20 protein-coding genes are annotated in these 20,734 nt (G+C 71.1%); 16 read left to right on the top strand and 4 right to left on the bottom strand.

Annotated elements, in window-relative coordinates:
• The first annotated feature begins 349 nt into the window (after positions 1-349).
• Positions 350-973 (top strand): response regulator transcription factor, encoded by a 624-nt coding sequence (locus tag ACFHW1_RS27245; protein ID WP_416568961.1) that lies wholly within the window; start codon positions 350-352, stop codon positions 971-973.
• Between the two features lie 79 nt (positions 974-1,052).
• Here the strand turns inward: ACFHW1_RS27245 and ACFHW1_RS27240 are convergent, their stop codons facing one another.
• A complete protein-coding gene (locus tag ACFHW1_RS27240) occupies positions 1,053-2,078 on the bottom strand; it encodes a ketoacyl-ACP synthase III family protein (RefSeq protein WP_416568960.1) in 1,026 nt (341 codons plus the stop codon).
• A 145-nt stretch (positions 2,079-2,223) separates the two neighbouring features.
• Entirely contained in the window at positions 2,224-3,783 is a 1,560-nt protein-coding gene (locus ACFHW1_RS27235) for an MFS transporter (RefSeq protein ID WP_416568959.1), read from the bottom strand.
• 267 nt (positions 3,784-4,050) lie between these two features.
• Between ACFHW1_RS27235 and ACFHW1_RS27230 the strand changes: the two genes are divergently transcribed.
• The 3 genes from ACFHW1_RS27230 to ACFHW1_RS27220 all read left to right on the top strand — a co-directional run bounded on the left by ACFHW1_RS27230 (position 4,051) and on the right by ACFHW1_RS27220 (position 6,346).
• Complete coding sequence (locus ACFHW1_RS27230; RefSeq protein ID WP_416568958.1) at positions 4,051-4,752, top strand: TetR/AcrR family transcriptional regulator; 702 nt, start codon at positions 4,051-4,053, stop codon at positions 4,750-4,752.
• 76 nt (positions 4,753-4,828) lie between these two features.
• Complete coding sequence (locus ACFHW1_RS27225) at positions 4,829-5,188, top strand: hypothetical protein (RefSeq protein ID WP_416557165.1); 360 nt, start codon at positions 4,829-4,831, stop codon at positions 5,186-5,188.
• A gap of 162 nt (positions 5,189-5,350) precedes the next feature.
• A complete protein-coding gene (locus tag ACFHW1_RS27220; RefSeq protein ID WP_416557166.1) occupies positions 5,351-6,346 on the top strand; it encodes a DNA polymerase domain-containing protein in 996 nt (331 codons plus the stop codon).
• A gap of 19 nt (positions 6,347-6,365) precedes the next feature.
• Here the strand turns inward: ACFHW1_RS27220 and ACFHW1_RS27215 are convergent, their stop codons facing one another.
• Positions 6,366-7,196 (bottom strand): siderophore-interacting protein, encoded by an 831-nt coding sequence (locus tag ACFHW1_RS27215; RefSeq protein ID WP_416557167.1) that lies wholly within the window; start codon positions 7,194-7,196, stop codon positions 6,366-6,368.
• 258 nt (positions 7,197-7,454) lie between these two features.
• On the opposite strand from ACFHW1_RS27215, the gene ACFHW1_RS27210 reads away from it, so the two are divergent.
• The 4 genes from ACFHW1_RS27210 to ACFHW1_RS27195 all read left to right on the top strand — a co-directional run bounded on the left by ACFHW1_RS27210 (position 7,455) and on the right by ACFHW1_RS27195 (position 9,028).
• The gene (locus ACFHW1_RS27210; protein WP_416557168.1) at positions 7,455-7,619 is read left to right on the top strand and encodes a hypothetical protein; all 165 of its coding nucleotides are present in this window, start codon (positions 7,455-7,457) and stop codon (positions 7,617-7,619) included.
• 220 nt (positions 7,620-7,839) lie between these two features.
• Positions 7,840-8,034, top strand: a complete 195-nt coding sequence (locus ACFHW1_RS27205; protein WP_416557169.1) for a hypothetical protein — start codon at positions 7,840-7,842, stop codon at positions 8,032-8,034.
• A gap of 86 nt (positions 8,035-8,120) precedes the next feature.
• A complete protein-coding gene (locus ACFHW1_RS27200; RefSeq protein ID WP_416557170.1) occupies positions 8,121-8,327 on the top strand; it encodes an FCD domain-containing protein in 207 nt (68 codons plus the stop codon).
• Complete coding sequence (locus tag ACFHW1_RS27195) at positions 8,312-9,028, top strand: hypothetical protein (RefSeq protein WP_416557171.1); 717 nt, start codon at positions 8,312-8,314, stop codon at positions 9,026-9,028. Before ACFHW1_RS27200 ends, ACFHW1_RS27195 begins: the two co-directional genes overlap by 16 nt.
• A gap of 130 nt (positions 9,029-9,158) precedes the next feature.
• Here the strand turns inward: ACFHW1_RS27195 and eccB are convergent, their stop codons facing one another.
• On the bottom strand, positions 9,159-10,568 hold the full coding sequence (gene eccB / locus ACFHW1_RS27190; RefSeq protein ID WP_416616470.1) for a type VII secretion protein EccB: 1,410 nt from the start codon (positions 10,566-10,568) through the stop codon (positions 9,159-9,161).
• A gap of 460 nt (positions 10,569-11,028) precedes the next feature.
• Here eccB and ACFHW1_RS27185 point away from each other — a divergent pair, with 460 nt between their 5' ends.
• The 8 genes from ACFHW1_RS27185 to ACFHW1_RS27150 are packed head-to-tail and all read left to right on the top strand — an operon-like array spanning position 11,029 to position 20,677.
• Complete coding sequence (locus ACFHW1_RS27185; protein WP_416616469.1) at positions 11,029-11,913, top strand: hypothetical protein; 885 nt, start codon at positions 11,029-11,031, stop codon at positions 11,911-11,913.
• Positions 11,910-13,169 carry a hypothetical protein gene (locus ACFHW1_RS27180; RefSeq protein ID WP_416557174.1) on the top strand — a complete coding sequence of 420 codons (1,260 nt, stop codon included), beginning with the start codon at positions 11,910-11,912 and terminating at the stop codon, positions 13,167-13,169. Before ACFHW1_RS27185 ends, ACFHW1_RS27180 begins: the two co-directional genes overlap by 4 nt.
• On the top strand, positions 13,162-14,067 hold the full coding sequence (locus ACFHW1_RS27175) for a glycosyltransferase family 2 protein (RefSeq protein ID WP_416557175.1): 906 nt from the start codon (positions 13,162-13,164) through the stop codon (positions 14,065-14,067). The genes ACFHW1_RS27180 and ACFHW1_RS27175 overlap by 8 nt, the downstream gene beginning before the upstream one ends.
• 1 nt (position 14,068) lies before the next feature.
• Positions 14,069-15,253 (top strand): glycosyltransferase, encoded by a 1,185-nt coding sequence (locus ACFHW1_RS27170; protein ID WP_416616468.1) that lies wholly within the window; start codon positions 14,069-14,071, stop codon positions 15,251-15,253.
• A complete protein-coding gene (locus ACFHW1_RS27165; RefSeq protein ID WP_416616467.1) occupies positions 15,253-16,638 on the top strand; it encodes an O-antigen ligase family protein in 1,386 nt (461 codons plus the stop codon). Before ACFHW1_RS27170 ends, ACFHW1_RS27165 begins: the two co-directional genes overlap by 1 nt.
• A gap of 58 nt (positions 16,639-16,696) precedes the next feature.
• Entirely contained in the window at positions 16,697-18,121 is a 1,425-nt protein-coding gene (locus ACFHW1_RS27160; RefSeq protein WP_416616465.1) for a Wzz/FepE/Etk N-terminal domain-containing protein, read from the top strand.
• Between the two features lie 41 nt (positions 18,122-18,162).
• Positions 18,163-19,434 carry a DUF1800 domain-containing protein gene (locus tag ACFHW1_RS27155; protein WP_416557179.1) on the top strand — a complete coding sequence of 424 codons (1,272 nt, stop codon included), beginning with the start codon at positions 18,163-18,165 and terminating at the stop codon, positions 19,432-19,434.
• Position 19,435: 1 nt separating this feature from the next.
• The gene (locus ACFHW1_RS27150; protein WP_416557180.1) at positions 19,436-20,677 is read left to right on the top strand and encodes a DUF1501 domain-containing protein; all 1,242 of its coding nucleotides are present in this window, start codon (positions 19,436-19,438) and stop codon (positions 20,675-20,677) included.
• Positions 20,678-20,734 lie beyond the last annotated feature (57 nt).

Genomic DNA, 20,734 nt, shown 5'->3' with positions numbered 1-20,734 from the left:
GCCGTAACCACGGGAAACCCTGCCGTGACCAGGGGTCACCCGACTTTGCAATAGCCCTGGGGTCCGGGCAAATTTGGTATATCCCGACCTTGCCCGCTTCCGTTCCCGGCAATGCTTGAAGGCAGAGGGTATCCTGTGGCCGGTCGTTGAGTCGGCGGATCGGGTCAATAACGCAGACCTGATGTCGGTTTTGAGAGGGAAGCGCGGATGGGGTCTTCAGCCCTTTACGGTGGCGCCTGAAATCGGTGTGCCGGAAACGGTGGCCCCACCCGCACGGCTTGATCGCGGCATTAGTACGGTGCGTCGTCGACCGTGACGCAGCTGTCGTGCAGGAGGCGGGAAACGAGTCATGCAGACGTGCCCGTTGCGGGTCCTACTGGCTGAGGACGTCCACATGGTCCGTGGGGCGCTGGTCGCCCTGCTCGAACTGCAACCGGACATCCAGGTTGTCGCCCAGGTCGAGCGGGGCGACGCGATCCTACCGGCCGTGCTGACCCACCGTCCGGACGTGGCGATCATCGACGTCAACCTGCCCGGGATCGACGGCCTCTCGGCGGCGATGCAGGTGCACGACCAGCTTCCCAGTTGCCGAACGCTGATCCTCACCGGCATCGACCGGCCGGGGATGCTGCGGCGCAGCCTGGAAGCGGGGGTGACCGGTCTGATGCTCAAGCACGCCCCACCCGCCAGTCTCGCCGAGGCGGTACGCGAGGTTGCCGCCGGGCGACGGGTGATCGACTCGCAGATCGCCCTCGCCGCGTTGAACGAGCGGTCCACGAGCCCGCTCTCGCCCCGGGAGATCGAGATCCTCAAGCTGACGGCGAACGGGCACTCGGCGAAGGAAATCGCCGCGATGCTCTACCTCTCGGCGGGGACCGTCCGTAACCATCTGACTTCCATCGCCACCAAACTCGATGCCCGTACCCGGGTCGACGCGGTGCGGATCGCCCGGGATGCCGGCTGGATTCTCTGATCCGGCCGGCATCCCGACGCCGGGCCGGACGCCCCCGGCCGGCCCGGTACCTGCGGACCGGGACCGGACCGGGCGCGGATCAGACGAACTCCAGCACCGCAACCGTCCACATAAACCCGATGCCGGCGCCGACGGTGATCAGCTTGTCGCCGGACTTCGGCTGGTTGGTCTCGACCAGGTGGTTGATCCCGCCGACCTGGTCGCTGTTGCCCATGTGTCCGAGGTCGCGCCCCCACTCATAGGTCGTCCGGGCCGGGTCGAGGCCGAGTGACTTGTGGAAGCCCCACTCGACGATCGGCTGGATCAGGTTGGCGTGCACGAACCAGTCGGCTTCGGTGACGCTGGTCCCCGCCTCGGTCACTGCCTGGTCGAGCACACTGGTCAGCTTCTGGTTGACCAACTCGAGGGCGTCGTCGTAGGCGTCCTCATAGCGCATCAGCCACTCGTCCTTGCGCGCGGTCAGATCGACCGGCTTGCCGGTGTCGAACGGCGCCCAGGTCCACGGCCCACCGCCCCGGTACAGCGGCTCCAGGCTCGGCTCGGTGGTGCTCGCCGTCGCCAGCAGCCGGGCGAAGCCCTGCCGCTTGGACAGCACCAGGGCGCTGCCCGCGTCGCCGAAGATGGTCTGGTCGTCGCTCTTCCAACGGTCGATGTACGGCAGCCGGAAAGCGTCCCCGGCGGTCAGCAGTGCGGCGGTGGTGTCCGGCCGGGCGGCCAGGTAGGACGCGCCGAGCTCCAGCGCCGCGAGCAGACCGTTGCAGCCCTGCCGCATCTCGATGGTGACCGAGGGGCCGCCGCCGACCGTCTCCTGCTGGACGTAGTGGGCCGGGCTCCACATCTCCCGGCCCTGGTGCGACACGTACCCGTGCAACACCAGGTCGATGTCCTGCGAGTCGTGACCGGAGCGGGACATCGCCTGCCGTCCGGCTGCGGCGGCCATCACCACGCCGGCCTCGTCGTCGTTGGCCACCCGTACCGCCCGGATGCCGTTGGTCTCCGCGGCGGAGGCGTCATAGGCGCCGTCGGCGACCGCCTGCTCTGCGGTGTACTGCTGCTCCGGCAGGTACAGCCCGGTGCCGGCCAGATAGATGTTGTCCCAACGCACGGTGCCTCCTTCGGCAAAATGGGTCCACCGACAGCAAACCGGCTGCCCCTCGACCGGACCTTGAGCCGGTACGCCGGACGGAACCTGAGCCGGTACGTCGGACCGGGCCGGGCACCGACGCGGTGCCCGGCCCGGTCCGGTCGGCTCAGGACGCGGCGGGTGCCGCGACCGGCTTGGCGTCGCTGCCACCGGCATCGGTCGGCGCGTCGGCACCGTCGGTGGCAGACCCGTCGGTGGAGGTGCCGGCGGCCGGCGGCGGTGCGGCCGGCAGACCGCGGAAGCCGATCAGACCGGTCAGCAGGCTCAGCCCGACCCAGACGAACAGGGTGGCGATGCCGAGGTGCAGTGCCTCGTTCAGCGCCTCCGGCCCGACCTGGCCCTGCTCAGCGAGGTCGGTGAGCCGGCCCTGCAGCACGGACGCGGAGATGGCCAGGGCCAGCGCCCCGCCCACCTGGGTGGCGACGTTCAGCACGGCCGACGTGGTGCCGGCGTCGTCCTCGGTGGCCATCGAGGTCCCGACCGTCGGGGTCGGGATCAGGCAGAGGACCAGGCCGACGCCGAGCAGCGTGGTGATCGGCAGCATGATCGTCCAGTAGGACCCGCTGGTCGGGGTGCGCATCAGCAGGACCAGCATGACGGCCAGCAGCACGGTGCCGACGACGTACGGGATCTGCGCGCCGATCTTCGGGATCGCCTTGGACAGCGGACCGGCCACGATCATCATCGCGAGGGTCGTCGGCAGGTACGCGAGCCCGGTCTCCAGCGGCGAGTAGCCGAGGATCGTCTGCATGTAGATCGGCAGCAGCATGAAGCACGGGATCATCAGACCCGCGGTGAAGAACTCACCCAGGCTGCCGGCGACCACACCGCGCAGTTTGAACAGCCGCAGCGGCAGCAGCGGTGCCTCCGCCCGGTGCTCGATGGCGACGAACGCCGGCAACATCACGGCCGCGACCAGGAACGCCGCCAGGGTACGGACGTCGGTCCAGCCGTGGTCGGTGACGCTGACGATGCCGAAGACCAACGTACCGAGGCCCAGGGTGCCAGTGAGTCCACCGAGGATGTCGGCCTTGGGGCGTGGCCCGGTCGGCGCGCCACCACGGATCAGCCACAACGCGCCGAAGGTGAGCACCACCGCGATCGGGATGTTGATGTAGAACGCCAGCCGCCAGTTGACGTCGACGATGGCACCGCCGAGCAGGGTGCCCAGCCCGGCGCCGACGCCGATGACCGCGCCCCAGACGCCGAACGCCTTGGCTCGCTCGGCCGGGTCCCGGAACGAGACGACCAGGATGCTCAGGCAGGCGGGGGAGAGGCCGGCGGCGGCCAGACCCTGGATGGCCCGGGCGATCAGGATCTGGTCGTCGGTCTGCGCCATCGCGGCGAGCAGCGACCCTGCGGTGAACAGGGCGAGGCTGCCGAGGAACATCCGGCGCCGACCGATCACGTCGTTGAGTCGGCCACCGAGCAGCAGCAGACCGCCGAACAAGATGATGTAGTTGTTGAAGACCCACTGCAGCCCGATCGGGGACAACCCGAGGTCGCGCTGCAGCTCCGGGCCCATCACGCTGGCCACGGTGGTGTCGAGCGCGATCATCAGCTGCCCGACCGAGACGACGACCAGCACCAGCCAGCGCCGGCTGTCGGGGACGGGCCCGCCGGACGCTCCGGCCGGCGCAGCGGCCTTCTGTTCCTGGCTTGTCATGGCTTCCTCTCGACCTGAGATGGATTCGGGGATGGCTGTGCCGCAGAGCTGGCAGGAACGGCGGTTGATGCCGACCCGCGAGGGTGGTGAGGTTCGATACGAGGCTGACAGGAGCGGTGCTCTCTGTCAAGACTATTGCTCATGAGTACGACCCATGCTCTAATTCGTGGTACCCGGTCGGGTAAGCTTCGGCGGTACTGACCTGCACGATCGGTGCGGTGGTGCCCGGTGCCGGGACCGACGGGACCGCTCGAAGGAGGAGAGGCCTTGGCTTCCGCACGCGCGCTGCGGGAACGCGTCCGCAAGGAACTGACCGACGAGATCGTCGGGATCGCCAAGGCGCAGCTCGCCGACCGGGGTGCCGAGAACCTCTCCCTGCGGGCGATCGCCCGGGATCTCGGCATGGTCTCCTCAGCTGTCTACCGCTACTTCCCGAGCCGTGACGACCTGCTGACCGCGCTGGTCACCGACGGCTACAACTCCGTCGGCACCGCCGTCGAGCAGGCCGACGAGGCGGCGGCGGCCGACGACTTCGTGGACCGGTGGCGATCGGTCGGGCAGGCACTGCGCAGCTGGGCGATCGAGCACCCGCACGAGTACGCACTCCTCTACGGATCACCGGTACGCGGCTACCACGCCCCGGAGACCACTGTGCAGGCGGCGATGCGGGACAAGGTGGTGCTCGGCCGGATCATCAGCGACGCGTATCGAGCCGGAGAGCTGCGTACCCCGCCGACCGCCCAGGCCACGCCCGAGTCGCTCGGCGGTGATCTCGAGCGGGTGCGCTCGGCCGTGCTCCCAGCCGTACCCGACGAATCCGTCATCGCCGCGCTGGCCGCGTGGAGCGGGCTGTTCGGGATGCTCAACCTGGAGCTGTTCGGTCACTTCAACAACATCATCGACGACCGGGCAGCCCTGTTCGACCAGGCCCTGACCCGCCTGGCCGAGTTGGCCGGACTGCCGACCTGACCCGCCACACCACGCCCGAACGCCGCCACGCCGGAACACCGTGGCACACCACGCCCGAAATAACTGGAGACTGTCCGTGCGGATCATCGTCATCATCTGCTCAGCCGTGCTCATCATGGAGTTCGTCCTGCACGGCCTCGCAATGTACATCGGCATGGAGGCAGGCATCCAGCCGTTGCAGAACCACTTCGGATTCCGCCCCAGCCGGGCGTTGACCCTGCTGATAGCGGTCCTCGACACCCTGGCCGCCGCCGGCCTGGTGATCGGCATCTGGCGGCCGGAGATCGGCGCCATCGCCGCTGGCTACACGATGGCCTTCTTCGGCATGATGCTGATCCTGCGCTTCTACCGCAATCTCGGCGGCATCCTGCCGCCCGACTTCCCGCTCTTCTTCGCCCTCGGCGTGGTCGTCCTGGTACTGCAGCTGATGCGTTGACGCCCGCAGCCCGCAGCCCGCAGCCCGCAGCGGACGCGAGTCGGAGCCGGTGGGCGAAGCGGCCCCAGCGGGCGCGGTTGGCGCGGCGGCCACCGCACCGGTCGGGCCGGCCGGTACCCGCACAATATTTCCGACTGGTGATCGGCGTGGAACGATGGGCGGATGCCACGAGGTGCGAAGGCGGGCGAGGAGCGGGCCGGGGTGCCGTTGACCAACCTCGACCAGCCGCTGTTCGACGGCGCCGGTGCGACAAAGCGCGACCTCGTCGACTATCTCGACGCGGTGCACGACCGGATCGTCCCCGCGCTGCGCGACCGGCCGCTATCGGTGGTCCGGGTCCGACCCGGCCAGCCACCGTTCATGCAGAAAAACCTGCCCGGGTACGCACCGGACTGGATCGCCACCGCCGAGGTGTGGGCGGACCGCTCCCGGCGGATGCTGACCTACGGCCTGTGTAACGACCGGCGGACCCTGCTCTGGTTCGCCAATCAGCGGTCGGTCGAGTTCCATCCGACGTTGACGACAGCCGGTGAATGGGCGTACCCGACGCACCTTATCCTCGACCTCGACCCGCCGCCGGGCGGCGCGTTCCGGTCGGCGGCGCAGACGGCCCTGCTAGTCCGCGAGGTGCTGACCTCGTGCGGCATGGCCGGGGCGGTGAAGACCAGCGGCGCCAAGGGCGCGCACGTGTTCGTGCCGCTGGCGGGTGACGCCGACCATGCCGACGTCGCCGCGGCGACCCGGGCGATCGCGGCCCGCGCCGAACGCCTGGACCCGGCGCTGGCGACGACGGCGTTCATCGTCGAGCAGCGGGACGGCAAGGTCTTCCTCGACTCGACCCGGGCCGGCGGCGCGACCGTGGTCGCCCCGTACAGCCCACGGCTGCGGCCGGGGCTGCCGGTCTCCTTCCCGCTGGCCTGGGAAAGGCTGGAGGCGGCGGTGCCGACCGACTACACCATCGGTACGGTGCCGTCCCTGCTCGGCGACGGCGATCCGTGGGCGGCGCTGATGCCGCCGCCGCAGCGCCTCGATTCCGGCCTGGTCGAGCAGGGCCACGGCATCCCGATCGCGCGGGTGGTCGCGATGCACGAAGGCAAGCGCCGCGCCGCCGAACGCCGTAGACGCGAGGCCCGGGAGCCCGACGGTGGGCCGGGCTGACGCTGGCCGGGTACGACGGTCAGTCGATTCGGCCGAGCGGCTCGCGCTTCTCGGCCTGGAACACGTCCTCGGTGCGGCCGCGGGCCCAGTAGCCGGAGATGGAGATTGCCTCGCGGGGGATGCCCCGTGCCTGGAGCACCTTGCGGACAGCCTTGATCGACTCACGCTCGCCGTGGGCGAAGACCTGTACGGCGCCGGGAGAGTCCTCGGCGGGCGGCCAGGGCCAGTCCTCCATCGCGCGGGCGAGGAACACGGTGTCGCCGTCGTCGGTGTTGACCAGCCAGTTCACCGTCACCTGGGCGGGGTGTTCGAGGTCGATGATGTCGGCCGGTTCGGTGATCTCGAGGTGCGCGACGCCGCGCGCGTGCTCCGGCAGTGCCTGCAGGGACGCGGCGATCGCTGGCAACGCGGACAGGTCCCCGGCGAACACGTGCCAGCCGACCGCCGGGTCGGGCGCGTACGCCCCGCCGGGACCCGACAGCACCAGCCGGTCGCCGGGCGTGGCCTTGGCCGCCCAAACGGCCGCCACCCCGGCGTCACCGTGGGTCACGAAGTCGATCGCCAGCCGCCGGGTGGCCTGGTCGAACCAGCGGACCGTGTAGGTACGGGTCACCGGCCGTTGCCCGGCCGGCAGGGTGGTTCGCAGCGCGGCGAGGTCGTAGGGGGGCTCCAGCCCGAGCGTGGGGTCGACGAACAGCAGTTTCACGTACGCGTCGGTGTGGCCGGCGTAGCTGAATTCAGCCAGCGACGGTCCGGCGAGAACCACCCGCACCAGATGCGGCGTCAGCCGCTCGGTGGACTCGACCGTGAGGACGTGCTGATTCGGTGCCTTCCGCCGGGTCGTCGCCATCGCGTGTTCCTCCGCTTCGCTGCTCCTTCTTAGGTTAGGCGAGCCTACTTCGCAGCGCACTGCGTGGCGACGAGGGCTGGTACCTCGAGCGCGGCCGAGCGCGTTTGGCCGGCGTCTCGTCGGTGCGGCGTGACCCGGGGCGACCTCGTCGTGTATCGGCTCCGACATGGCTTGCTAACCGCGCCGCAACAGCCAGGGCGACATCGCCGCAACAAGCTCTACCAAATCTCGTCTCTAGTCTATCGGGACGAGAGTGAGATGGTCGCTACGCAGAGTGCGGTCTCGGAACGGATCCTGGTGCTGGAGAGCTCGGCGTCCTTCCTCGGCCTGTTCGCCGAACTGGAGCCCGGTCACCTCGTCACCGCCCGGGTGACCGGCGGCGCGGGCGCGGCACTGGGCAGGCGGGTGCACGTGCGGAGCTAGCCGCGCCACGTGGCGCTGCACCCGGACCGCTCGCCGGCGGGCCACGACCCGCAGTGACAGAACGACCAAGACCAGTGCGATGAGCCAGCGACTCAAGGAGAACGACATGACATACAACCAGGTGCACCCCCAAGAGCCACGCCGTCGAGATCATCGACCGCAGTGCGACGCTCAGCAAGCTGAACGACGCCCTGGAGATCGACTCGCGAAGACCCCCGTCGTGCAGATCGACATGCACGTACGGCAGATTGACAAGGACTGGTCGTCGTTCCCGCAGAACGTGGCCGAGCGGATCCTGCCGAACGCCGCCGCCTTTCTGTACGCCGGCCGCGAGCTCGGGCTGCCGGTCATCCACGTCATGATCTACCAACGGCTCGTCGAGCGCGGCATGCAGCCGCGGGCCCAAGCCGGGTGACTACATCATCAACACCAAGCGGCGGATGTGGACGCCGATCGTCGTCACCGACGCGGTGGGCTCCACCCACGGCAAGGACCTGCACGGTGCGGGACAGCTCGCTCCCGCTGGCGGCCCGACTGTGCGCCGAGCGGATCACCGAGGCGGAGCTGGCCGAGGCCGAACGGATGCAGGAGGAGATGGAACGCGACCCGGATCTCGGCAAGTACGTCGAGCTGAACCGGACGTTCCACGTGTTCCTGTACAACGCGGCGCGTTCGCCGCGTCTCACCCCCAGATGCTGCTGTCGCTGAGGTCGTCGACGCCCGGCATGCTCTCGGTGGCGTCCACCCGGTCCAAGGAGCGGCGACTCGACGGGCTCGACGAGCACCGGCGCTTCCTGAAGGCCTGCCGCGACCGGGACCTCGACGCGGCGGAGGCCATTTTCCGTACCACTCGTCTCCTGCCTTCGACGAGATGCTGGCCATGCTGGAACACCAGCCGACCGACTGACGTCCCGGCCGTCCCGGCGGCCGCCGGTGTGCCCCCGCTGCTCGACCTCGTTCCGGTCCGCCGGATCCTGCACCCCGGGATGCCGGTCAACGCCGTCGTGTCGATCCTGCTGTGCCTGTACCAGAGCTACGCCGTACTCACCGTCGGACAGCTGCTCACCGGCTTCGCCAGCGGCCCCGTGGCGCTCTGCGGTCAGGCGCTGATGGACGACCTGACCCACAGCGACCCGAAGGCCCGCGACCGGGGCTACTCGATGCTGCAGGCGTTCGTCAGCATGGGCGCCGCCTCGGCGCTCGCGCTGGGCGCGTTCGCCGGGCTGGATGTGGTGGCCGTCGCGCTGACCCTGGTCCTGCTCGGCACCTGCCTGGGCGCGCTCATGCCGCTGTCCGTGGCGATCAGTGTCACTGGAACCAGGAGCTGCGGGCGACCGCAGCCGCCACCGAAGGGCTCCTCGGTGCCGGCCAACGCGTCGCTGGGCGTCACCAGGTGCTTACCGTGCTGACACTGTCGGTCGCGGTGCCGGGGTCCGGTGGCGGTCCCGGCGCTCGGCGGTGGCTCCTGCGGCGCCACGGCGGGACGAGTCCGAAGAACCCGGCCAGCCAGTGATGCTCTTCGATTGAGCGCCCCCGATGTCAGTCGGCGGGGGCCCCCGAGGCGGGGCGGGTGGCCGCGACCGGGTCGAGCGTCGGTCCGGTGGGTATCCGCGAGACCAGCGTGGTCGGCACGTCGGTCGCCTGGTCCGCCGAGTAGCCGAGCTGCCCGAGGACGGTCGCGTTGAGCACCGGGAACTTGATGCCGACGTCGGTGACGACGTAGTACGGGCCGGGATCGGCGGTCGGCGCGCCAATCACCCGCACGACGGCGACCCGGCCCGGCGGCACCAGCACATAGTCGGCGAGGATCACGCCGGCGCGGGTGACCGAGCCGGTCGGTACGGCCTCGTCGAGGCCGGCCACCGTACCGCCGACAGAGGTGATCGTCGGTACGGCGCGTGCGTCGCTGGTGACCGCGCACAGCGCGTCGCCGGTTGCCGGTCGGATCAGCGTGGGCGGCGTCGCGGGCGGCGCACTGTCTCCGGCCGCTGGCCGTACCTGGCTGCTGATCGGTGCCGACGTGGCCTGGGACACAGGTATCTCGACCGGCTCCACGGTGAACTCGGCGCGCAGGATGTTCTGCTGCAGCTCGGTGATCGGAGCGAGCCCGTCGTCGAGGACGAGGTAGTACTGCGGCCCCGAGCCGGTCTGCGTGGCCAGCACGTCGCCGATCGCCCAGCCGTCCACTTCGCCGGACGGCTGGTTGCGGCCGCTGAACGCGACCCGTTCGATGGCGTTGCCGGCGGGCAGCGCGTTGAGCCACGCCGCGCCGACCGGTGCGGCGTCGACCTCTCCGAAGAGGGCGGGTACGACGTTGCGGGCGTCGCGGATCAGGAACCGGCGGCCGTGCCAGACGAGGTGCGTCGTGTCCTGCCGGGAGTCGCGGACCAGCACGCCCTCCTCCGCCAGCGACCGCCCGCCGACCGGTGCCCGAGACACGACCAGGGAGACGGTTTCGACGGTTCGGCCGGTGTCATCCCCGCTGGGCGCCGAGCAGATCGTCCAAGGTAGGCCAAGGTTCCTACTGGCCGGTGCCAGAGAGTTGGGCGCGCCCGGAATACCGATCGTGACGCCGCGGGGCGTGCTGGCCAGCGAGTTGCCAGGCACCCGGAACACGGGCGCGTCGGGGCGGCCGGAGGCCAGCACCGCCGACGCGTAGTTGAGCGTCGGGTGCAGTTTGCCCTGGAGGTAGATGAAGCTGGCGCCGGTCTCCTTCTCGATCACGACCGCGCCGTCGGCCTGCCACCTGTCGCTGTCGGCCTTGGTCATGATGCCGTAGATGCCGAACCCGGCGGCGACCAGGACGGCGATCATCAGGCCGCCGAAGATTGCGCTGACACCGCGGCGCAGCGGGGACTGCTGCGGGTCGGGCTCGCGCATCACGAAGGCAGAGATGACCCGTTGGGTGAGGAACTGGTACGAGTGGAGTTGGTCGCGTCGCGTGGCCATGTCTGGGTCACCCCCCGTCGGGGCGGGCGCCGACACGCGAACCAGGCCGCGTAGGCCGATCATCTTCTGGCTGCTGTCCGGTGCCGTCGCTCGCGTCGATCGTCACGGAGCCGGCCTCACCGGCCGCGACCTCCAGAGCATCGCGGATGCTCGGGTAGGCCCCGAACGCTGCGTCGAGACGACAAGTACGCGCGCCATCGATTCCTCCCCGTACCCCTTGCTGGAGAATCGTAGCGAGTGACTGCCCGCGTCCATCACCCCGAAGACTCCAGTCGTGCCCGACAAGATGCGCCTGCTCCAAATTAGTGAGTCGGGTTCGGTGGAGCCGGCATGATTCAGATGAGTTGGTCGACCAGGTCCAGGAAGGAGTCGGTTCCGAGGCCACTTGACAGGTCGATCGGGAGGCTGTTTCGTACTCCTGTCCTGGGCGTGCGGCGGGCGATGGTGCGGTGGGGGCACGGTGAGTGGTCTGCTCGGCATCTCGATCGTCAACTACCGCAGTGCGGCCGACACCGCCGGCCTCATCCGTTCCATCGTGGCCGGCCGGGCCGCCGGTCCGCAGGCCACCGGTCCGCGCGTCGCGATCGCGATAGTCGACAACAGCGACCAGGCCGCCGAACTGTCAGAGATCGCCGGGTCCGCCGAGCGTGCCGGCGTGGCGGTCCGGGTGATCGCCGGGCACGGCAACGTCGGGTACGCCGCCGGCAACAACCTCGCTGCCACCTGGCTGCTGGCCGAGGGCGCCGACGTCATCTGGGTGCTCAACCCGGACACCCGGATCGTGGGCGGCGTGCTCGCCTCGGCCCTCGACGTGCTGCGCGACGGCGACCGCGCGATCGGCGCGACGGCCAGCGCCGCGCCGGGCGGCGGGCCGGACCTCGGCATGGTCGACCTGTGGACCGGCCAGAGCGGACGACCGCCCGCCAGCGGGGTGGCAGGGTCGAGCAAACTGGTCTACGCGGCCGGCCACTCGCTGCTCGTCACCCGCCGCGCGTGGCAGGATCTGGGCGGGTTCTCCGAGGACTTCTTCCTGTTCTACGAGGAGGCTGACATGGCGCTACGCGCGGCCCGGTTGGTCATCCCGACCACAGCGGTCCCGGACCTGGCCGTCGAGCACACCGGCGGCGTGGCGACCGGGGCGACGGCGGACATGACGGTCAAGTCGACCACGGCGTACTTTCACGCCAGCCGCAGCTGCATGGTCTTCTTCCGCAAGCACTACCGGCACCGGGTGCCGTTCGCCGCCGCGGCCCGGCTCGGCTACGCCGCGAAGGCGCTGCTCGCCCGCCGCCCCGACGCGGCGACCGCCGTCATCCGGGGCACCGTCGCCGGGCTGCGGGCATGACGAGCCAAGAGCTGGGGCCGGGCCGGTCCAGTCCGGGCCGGCCCAGGCCAGCGGCGTACGCGATCCGGCGCGCGGTCGGCAGCGCGACGGTGATGTACGTGGCCGCGCTGGCCATGTCCGGTTTTGCCATCCTGCTGAGCGTCGCGCTGCCGCCGGCAGAGCGCGGCCTGCTGGTCGCGACGACGACCAGCGCGACCGTCGGCGTCGCGGTCGGCGGCCTGTCACTGGAGACGTTCATGCTCGCGCAGGGCAGCGACTGGCTACGGGAGCGGTCCGGGCGGCGCAGCCTCGCCGTCTACGCCGCCACGGTGCCGCTGTCGGCCACGCTGGGCTGGGTCTTCGCCTGGTACGCGGAGGCGGCTGCGCCGGCACTCGCGGCAGCTGGGGCGGCGTGCGTCGCGGCCGGCACCATGCCCGCGGCGGCGGGCCTGACCCTCGGACGGTTCGTCGCCGTCTACCGCCAACGCGCGCTGTTCGCCGCCACCGCGCCCCTGCTCTACCTCGTGCTCATCCTCGCCTCGGTCGACGACGCGACGGTCTGGCTGCTGGCCTGGCTTGGCTGCCAGGCGGTGATGGCCGTCGCGATGTGGGCGGCGCACGGGGCACCATTGGGCGCGATGGCGCGGCGCACCTCGGCGGAGCCCGAACGCCTCGCCCGGCTGGGCCTGACCCACACCGGCGCGGTGGCACAGATCTTCACGTACCGCTTCGACCAACTCGCGCTGGCCCGCTACCAGGGCGCGGACGCACTGGCGATCTACTCCCTGGCGGTAGCGGCGATCGAATTCTCCCAGGCCGGCGCGGTCGTCGCAGCCCAGCGGACGCTGCGCGACCACGAGGAAGGCTCGGCCGACCGGCTGCGCAGGGTGCTGCGCCGGGCCGTCTACCTGGCGGTCGGCATGGGAGTGCTGGTGCTCGTCGGGCTGGCCGGCATCGGGGTGCTGACCAGCGGGTACGCGGCGGCGGTGCTGCTCGGCGCGCTGCTGGTGCCGCGCAGCGTCGCGGTGTCGGTCGGTAAGGTCCTCAGCGCGCGCCTGGTCAACCTCGGCGGCGAGCGCACCACCGCCGTGATCGCGCTCGGTACCGCGCTGGCCGCGGTGGTCGGCTATCCTCTCGTCGCCGCGCCGTACGGGGCGTGGGGCGTCGCCGCGCTGTCGGTGGCTCTGTTCGCCGCGCACAGCACGGTGCTGGGCCTCGCCGTCCGGTCCGGGGCCGGTCATCGGGTGGCGGGGGACAGGGTCAGTGGGCGTGGATAGCGACGGAACCCGCGTCGTCGCGGTGGTGCTCAACTGGAACTGCGCGGACGACACGATCCGCTGCGTCCGGGCGGTCGCCGCCGGCGGCGTCGTGCCGGAGGTGGTCGTCGTCGACAACGGCTCCACCGACGACTCCATCGCCAAGCTGCGCGCGCTCGGTGACGCGGTGACGCTGGTGCGGCTCGACGCCAACCTCGGCTACGCCGGCGGGATGAACGCCGGCATCAGGGTCGCGCACGACCGCGACGCGGCCTTCGTCTGGCTGCTGAACGCGGACTGCGTACCCCGGCCGGACACGTTGTCGGCGCTGTTGGCGCATGCGGACCGGTACGCGGTGTCCACATCGGCTCAGACGACGTCCGCGCGACCGGACGACCCCCGGCCGGAGCCGTACGTCGTCGCCGCGACGCTGCCGGGCGGCCGGGTACGGCCGTTGCGCTGCGCCGGGTGCGAGGTCGGTGCGCACGATGTGGACGTGGTGACCGGCGCGGCCATCCTCCTCGGCGTCGGTTGGGCCGTCCGGGTCGGCCTGTTCGACGAGCGGTTCTTCCACTACAAGGAGGAGTTCGACCTGGTACGGCGGATCGCCGCGGCGGGTGGTCGGATCGGCCTGGTATGCGCCTCGCAGGTGTGGCACCGGCGGGGCGGCAGCCTGGCCGGTTCGAGTCCTCGCGCACAGTACTACCATCACCGCAACGAGATCCTCTATGTACGCAAGCACTACCCCCGTCCGCTGCGGCGAATCCTGATCGGGGAGCCGGTCCACTACAAGAACCTGGCCAGGTCGGTGCTCCGCCTCGTCGCCGGAGGCCGCAACGACCGGCACCGGGCGATCGCCGTCCTCGCCGGCTACTGGGACGGGCTGCGTGGAGTGCACGGCCCGACGGAGAGGTTCTAGCGTGCACGTCCTGTTCGTCAGCCACTCCGCCGATCTCATGGGCGCGGAGCGTTCGTTGCTCGCCCTGGTCGGCGAGGCGGTGCGGGCGCGCGGTCACCAGGTGACCGTCACGGTGCCCGGGGACGGGCAGCTGCGCGCGCAGCTCGCCGCGGCCGGCGCCGACGTGGTCGTGCTGCCGACCCGGCTGTGGATGGGCCGGCGGTACGGCCCTGCGGTCGGCGCGGTCCGGCTGCTCCAGGCGCTCGCCTCGGTTCCCCGATACCGGCGTCTGCTGCACCGAACGCGGCCGGACGTGGTGGTCACCAACTCGGCGGTGGTACCAGCCGGGGCGATCGCCGCGCGGATGTCCCAGGTGCCGCACGTCTGGGTGGTGCGGGAGAGCCTGCTCAGCAACCCGAGCCTGCGGTCCGTGCTGCCCCGGGCCGCGATCGCCCGGCTCATCGCGCGCCTCTCGGACGGCGTCGTGGCGGTTTCCGCGTACGCCGCCGGTCAGGTGACCAGCGCCGTGCCGATGGCGCGGGCGAAGCTGCGGGTGATCCCGCCGCCGGTCGAATCCGGGCCGGACACGGACGCTCCGTCCGGGCCGGACGGTGTATCCGGGCCGGACGGTGTTTCCGGGCCGGGTGCGGACCGTCCGGTCGCACTGGAGCGGCTGGTGCTGCTGGGCCGGCACAGCGCCGAGAAGGGCCAGGCCGACGCGGTGGAGGCGCTGGCGATCTGCGCGCGCCAGGGCCGCGCGTTCACCCTTACGTTGGCCGGGGTCGGCGACGGTGAAGCGCAGCGGGGCCTCGCCGACCTGGCCCGCCGGTACGGCGTCGAGACGCAGCTCGAAACCGTCGCGTGGACGGACGACCCGGCCGCGTTGTACGCGCGGGCGGACGCGACGCTGATGCTGTCCCGCAACGAGGCCTACGGCCGGGTGACGTTTGAGTCGCTCCGCTCCGGCACCCCGGTGATCGGCTACCGGGCGGGCGCCACGACAGAGATCCTCGCCGGTGGTGGCGGACTGCTGGTGGATCCCGACGCCGGTGCGCTCGCCTCGGCGTTGCTGAATCTGGCCGCCGACCAGGAAGCGTTCGGGCGGCTCGCGGCCGAGGCGTCACGGCGCGGGCGGGAGCTCGCCACCGAACCGTCCCCGGCCGCACGCTTCGTCGCGTACCTCGATGAGCTGGGCGCGGTCAGCTGATGTCGCACCTGCCCACGCTGCGCGGCGCGTCCCGGCCGGTGGACCCGGCCGTGGCGGTCGTCTCCGGGGTGGCTGCCGTCGCGGTCGGGGTGGTGGCGGCCCGGCAGCCGGTCGCGCTCGCCGCCGTGGCCGTGGTCGGCCTGCTCGCCTGGGGGCTGTGGACCCCGGATCGGCTCAACTACACGCTGTTCGCGGTCCTGCTGCTCGTCCCGGTCACCGCCGATCCGGGATACCCGGTCGATCCGGTATGGATAGTGCTGCTGGCGGCGACGGCAATCGCCGCGCTCGGCCGGATCCAGCGCTTCCAGCCGTACGCGCCGCTGCCGTCCGTCGGGATGCTGGGATTCGCGGTCCCGGCGGTCTACGTGCTCACCGGCCTGATGTGGTGGACCGGCCCGAAGGACATTGTGATCGCCGTCGCGCCGCTGGCCTGCTACGCGCTGGTCGGCTGGCATGTCGTGGCCGAGGCGCGGGCCGGTGCGCCGGTGGTCCGCCTGGCGCGGGCGTTCGCCTGGGTCGCCGTACCCGTCACCCTGCTGGCCGTCTACCAGCGGATGTCCGGCACCTGGCCGATTCTCGACCAGTTGGCCATCAGCAACGCGTTCACGGCACAGGCGGGAGCCGGCAGGTCGGCCGGCACCATGGGACATCCGATCGTCTACGGCACGTACGGCATGCTGGCGATCTGCGTGGCCGTTGGCCTGCGCGGTCGGCTCTGGCAGGTGCCGTTCGCCGCAGGGGCGGTCGGCCTGCTGCTGTCCGGGTCGCGCAGCGCGTGGATCGGCACGGCCTGCGCGCTCGGCATCTGGTATCTGGCCCAGCCGCGCAAGTTCACCCGGCGCGGCGTCGGTTTGGTCGCGGCGTTCGCCGCCGCCGGCACCGTACTGGTGGCCGTCGGTCCCAAGCCGGTGCGGGACCTGACGGACCTCGTCCGGGCCCGCCTCACCAACGTCAGCGGGTCGAGTTCGGCGACGGCGCGCTACCGCCGTACGGAAGAGGCGTGGTCCGGCATCACGGACGGTGCCGGCAGCGCACTGTTCGGCCTCGGCCCGGAGGCGCACGTGCGGTTCTTCCAGCAGATCGGCATCTCCGACGGGCAGGCACAGGCGTTCGACAACAGCTACCTCACCCTCTGGTACGACTTCGGCGTGCTCGCGCTGCTGGTGTTCGTGTCCATCCTGGCGGTCGTGCTGGTCAAGCTCAGGTCGCTGACGGCACGGATGCTCATCGTCGGGTTCGCCGTACAGATCTGGTTCTTCGATTTCTACCTGTGGCCGGGCGCCGCAGGGGTGCTGCTGCTCGCCGTCGGCATCGGCGCCGCCGAGTCGCTGCGACCCGTCGATTGTAGGCTCCCCGACCCGGCGCTGACGGCCTTGCGACGATGAGCGGAGCGGACCTGCTGCTAACATTGCGCCGCTATTCCGGCGGGGTGTGAGGTTCAGCGTGAAGCTTTCCGGGCGGTTCGCCCCGGCTCGGCTGCTCAGTCGGCCTGCCTCCGACGGGCCGGGCGACGGCGCGCCATCCGTACACCAGCAGTGGCAGCAGCTCACGCTCGAGCGCCATCTGCGAGCCGTGTGGTCGCAGCGGTGGCTGGTGCTGGCGCTGGTGCTGCTCGGCGGCGCGGGCGCGGGTCTCGCGTCCGCCCAGCAGGAACCCATGTACCGGGCGGACGCCCAACTGTTCTTCGCGCCGAACTTCACCACCCGCGACATCGGCCAACTCAACGAGGGCGGCAACTACATCCTGCAGCGGGTGCGCTCGTATGCCGAGGTGGGCAACAGCCCCGAGGTGGCCGAAGCCGTCGTACGGCGACTCGGACTGCCGTACCAGCCTTCGGAGTTGACGCAGCGGGTCACGGTGACCGGCGCGGCCGGCACGGCGGTGCTCACCGTCGAGGTCCGTGACCCGGATCCGGTACGCGCCCGCGACATCGCCAACGCGATCGCGGCGGAGTTTCCCGCATACGTCGCGCGCCTGGAGAAGCCGACCGGCATCGACGAGTCACCGGTCAAGGTCTCGGTGACCCGGCCGGCGACGACGCCCTCGGCCCCGGCCACGCCGCAGGTCGCGGCCGACACCGGGCTCGGCGCGGCCGGGGGCCTGGCGATCGGAGTCCTCGTCGCAGTGGTCCGCTACGCGCGTGACCGCACCGTACGCGACGAGAGCCACGCGGCCGAGGTCGCCGGCACCGTCCTGCTCGGTGCCGTCGCCGCCGGCGGGGGGAGACCGCCGCTGGCGACCGGCGACGACACGGAGCCGCGCGTCGAGGTGTTCCGGCAGATCCGGGCCAACCTGCGGCTGCGCGCGGCCGGGCGCCGGTTCGCCAGCCTCACGGTCACCGGCTCGGTGTCGGGGGAAGAAAGAACGGCTACTGCGGCGAACATCGCCATCGCGTTCGCCCGGGCCGGCGAGCCGGTCGTGCTGATCGACGCGGACGTACGGAACCCCGGCGTACACCGGCTCTTCGACGTGCCGAACACGGTCGGCCTGACCAGCGTGCTGCGCGGCGAGGTCGCGGCCGAACAGGCCACGCACCGGCACCCGGACCTGCCGCTGTACGTCCTGCCGGCCGGCCCGGCCGGGCCGGGGCCGAGCGAGCAACTGCTGGCCTCGGACGCGCTGGCCCCGGCGCTGGAGTCGATGCGGCTCAGCGGCCGGTTCGTTGTGGTCGACGCGCCGTCGCTACTGTCCGATGCGGAGACGCTGCTGCTGGCGGGCGCGACCGACGCGACGCTGCTGGTGGCCCGGGTCGGCTCCACCCGCGCTGATCAGCTGGCCGCCGCCGCCGACGTGCTGCGTGCCCTACCTGTCAACCTGGTGGGCCTGGTGGCGACGCGGCGCGGGGTGGCGATGCGGCGCGGGCGCTAGGCGGTACCCGGTCGCCGGCACAGTCGCGTACGTTAATCCACATGAGCGATAGCGTCGCACTGCTCCTGCGACGTGTGGGGTTCGGTCCGACCTCGTCCGAGTTGGCCGCCGCGTCGAAGGCCGGGTACGCGGCCACCGTGGCGCGTCTGATGGATCCCGGAGAGCAGGACCGGGGTGCTGCGGCGGCGCCGATGCCGGAGCTTGGCCCCGACGCGTTCGACGATCTGCCCGACCCGGGCGCCGAGCGGCGCGCCGCCGCGGAGGCGCTCCGCCGCCAGCAGACCGACACGATCATCCGGTGGTGGCTCGACCGGCTGACCGTCGCCGACCACCAGGCCACTGAGAAGCTGCTGTTCTTCTGGCACGGGCACTGGGCGACTTCGATACGGAAGGTCGGAAGTCCGCAGTTCATGCTGGCGCAACACCAGAAGATGCGGAGCTCGCCGGCGTTCACCACAATGGCCCGCAAACTGGTCACCGACCCGGCGCTGGTCTACTGGCTCGACGGGCACACGAACACCAGACGGGCGCCGAACGAGAATCTTGCCCGAGAGCTGATGGAACTGTTCATGCTCGGCATCGGGCAGTACAGCGAACGTGACGTCAAGGCGGCCGGCCGGGCACTGACCGGCTGGAAGACCGACCTGAGCGTGCCTGCGACGGCGATCTTCGTGCCCAAGGACCACGATGCCGGGCCCAAGACCATCCTCGGCGCCACCGCGAAGTTCGACGCGCTTTCGCTGGTGGACCACCTCGCCGCCCGGCCGGCCTGCCCCCGGTTCATCGCGGACCGGCTGTGGTTCCGGTACGCGTCCGCCACCGAACCGATCCCGGAGTCCACCCGGGGGGAGATGATCGCGGCGTTCCCGGTGGGCATCTCGATGCTGCGCGCCCTGGTCGAAGACGACCAGTTCCGCTCGGGGCGCTACCGGATGGTGAAACAGCCGATGGAGTGGCTGATCGGGGCAATGCGGCAGCTCGGCATCCGCCCGGCGCGACTCTCCGGCGAGGCCTTCCACACTGTCGTCAGCGGGCTCAAAGGTCTTGGACAGGTGCCGTTCGCGCCGCCGAGTGTAGCCGGCTGGCCGAGCGGGACCGCCTGGCTGACCTCCTCGGCAGCCCAGGTAAGGCTGGGCCTCGCCGGCGTACTCGCCGAGTTGGCCGGTGGTGCCTGGATCACGGTGGAGCGGTTGGCCGACGTACTCGTGGTTCCGACCTGGACCAACCGCACGTACGCGGCGTTGAAACAGGCGACGACACCGCAAGAGCTGATCACGCTTGGCCTGGCCAGCCCGGAGTACCTGGTGAACTAGCATGGATCCGCTGACCCGACGCACGTTCCTGCTGGCCTCCGGCGCGGTCGGCGGCGGTGCGCTCGCCGCAGCCGGCCTGGGCATCGCCGAGCTGCTCGCCAAAGGCGACAAGGGCGCTGAGCCCGGACCGGCCGACACGCTGGTGATCGTGACGCTGTACGGAGGCAACGACGGGCTGAACACCGTCATCCCGTACGCCGACCCGGCCTACCACTCCGCCCGGCCGGAGCTTGCCTACGCCCCCGAGGAGGTGCTGCACCTCGACGGCGTGCTCGGCCTCAACCCCGCGCTGGGCGGACTGAAGCGGCTCTGGGACGACAAGCGGTTGGCAGTCGTCCTCGGCGTCGGATACCCCCGGCCGGACCGCAGCCACTTCCGGTCGATGGACATCTGGCAGACGGCGTCGCCCGACGCACCGGTCCGATCCGGCTGGGTGGGGCGCTGGCTCGACGGGATCCAGGCATCGCCGGAAGCGGCTGTCAGCTTCGAGCCGGTGCTTCCGCCACTGCTGGCGGGCGAGACGCGGGCGGGAGCGAGTGTCACGCTCGGCGCACCCCAACTGCCCGCCGGGATCAGCGCGGAGATGGTCCGCGCGCTCGGGCGCGAACAGCGGGGCGAGGACGTCCTGCAGGCGCGGGCGGCGACCGCGCTGCACGATTTCCTGCGGGTGGACGGCCTGATCCGACGGGTACGGGAGTCCGATCAGCCGTTCGGGGCCGGCGAGCCTGGTCACCTGCCGGCCACCGGCACGGGCGGTGAGACGTCACTGGCCACCCAACTCGCGCTCGTGCACCGGTGCATCGAGGCAGGCGTACCCACCCGGGTCTACTCGGTCAGCCTGGGCGGCTTCGACACGCACGCCGACGAACGGCCCGCGCAGGAGCGGCTGCTCAAGGAGGTCGACGGGGCGCTGACACTGTTCATGGACCGGTTGGCGACGAGCCCGGCCGGGCGCAACGTCACAATCGTTGTCTACAGTGAGTTCGGCCGCCGGGTGCGCGCCAATGCCTCCGACGGCACCGACCACGGGACCGCCGGACCGGTCTTCGTACTCGGTCCCCGAGTCGTCGGGGGCTTTCACGGCGAACAGCCCAGCCTCACCAACCTCGACGACGGCGACCTGAAGGCGACGACCGACTTCCGGGACGTCTTCGGCACACTGCTCGCCTCCGTACTGCACGCCGATCCGGCCCGCTACCTGGAGGGGTACCAGCCGAAGCCACTGTCCCTGCTCGCGCTTTGACATCCTCGCCGCCCTAATCGGCGGCGATTCCAGCCACGCCGCGCGTGACACGCGCAG

The sequence above is a fragment of the Micromonospora sp. LOL_014 genome (genome assembly GCF_048060245.1).
Lineage (GTDB): Bacteria > Actinomycetota > Actinomycetes > Mycobacteriales > Micromonosporaceae > Micromonospora_E.
The sequence above is the reverse complement of the archived record's forward strand: the minus strand, read 5'-3'. Positions and strand labels throughout refer to the sequence as shown.

Bases quoted from the DNA above. Each gene is read 5' to 3' on its own strand.
- ACFHW1_RS27245 (WP_416568961.1), top strand. From the start codon at position 350: ATGCAGACGTGCCCGTTGCGGGTCCTACTGGCTGAGGACGTCCACATG.
- ACFHW1_RS27235 (WP_416568959.1), bottom strand. From the start codon at position 3,783: ATGACAAGCCAGGAACAGAAGGCCGCTGCGCCGGCCGGAGCGTCCGGC.
- ACFHW1_RS27220 (WP_416557166.1), top strand. From the start codon at position 5,351: ATGCCACGAGGTGCGAAGGCGGGCGAGGAGCGGGCCGGGGTGCCGTTG.
- ACFHW1_RS27215 (WP_416557167.1), bottom strand. From the start codon at position 7,196: ATGGCGACGACCCGGCGGAAGGCACCGAATCAGCACGTCCTCACGGTC.
- ACFHW1_RS27210 (WP_416557168.1), top strand. From the start codon at position 7,455: ATGGTCGCTACGCAGAGTGCGGTCTCGGAACGGATCCTGGTGCTGGAG.
- ACFHW1_RS27195 (WP_416557171.1), top strand. From the start codon at position 8,312: ATGCTGCTGTCGCTGAGGTCGTCGACGCCCGGCATGCTCTCGGTGGCG.
- eccB (WP_416616470.1), bottom strand. From the start codon at position 10,568: ATGGCCACGCGACGCGACCAACTCCACTCGTACCAGTTCCTCACCCAA.
- ACFHW1_RS27180 (WP_416557174.1), top strand. From the start codon at position 11,910: ATGACGAGCCAAGAGCTGGGGCCGGGCCGGTCCAGTCCGGGCCGGCCC.
- ACFHW1_RS27165 (WP_416616467.1), top strand. From the start codon at position 15,253: ATGTCGCACCTGCCCACGCTGCGCGGCGCGTCCCGGCCGGTGGACCCG.
- ACFHW1_RS27155 (WP_416557179.1), top strand. From the start codon at position 18,163: ATGAGCGATAGCGTCGCACTGCTCCTGCGACGTGTGGGGTTCGGTCCG.
- ACFHW1_RS27150 (WP_416557180.1), top strand. From the start codon at position 19,436: ATGGATCCGCTGACCCGACGCACGTTCCTGCTGGCCTCCGGCGCGGTC.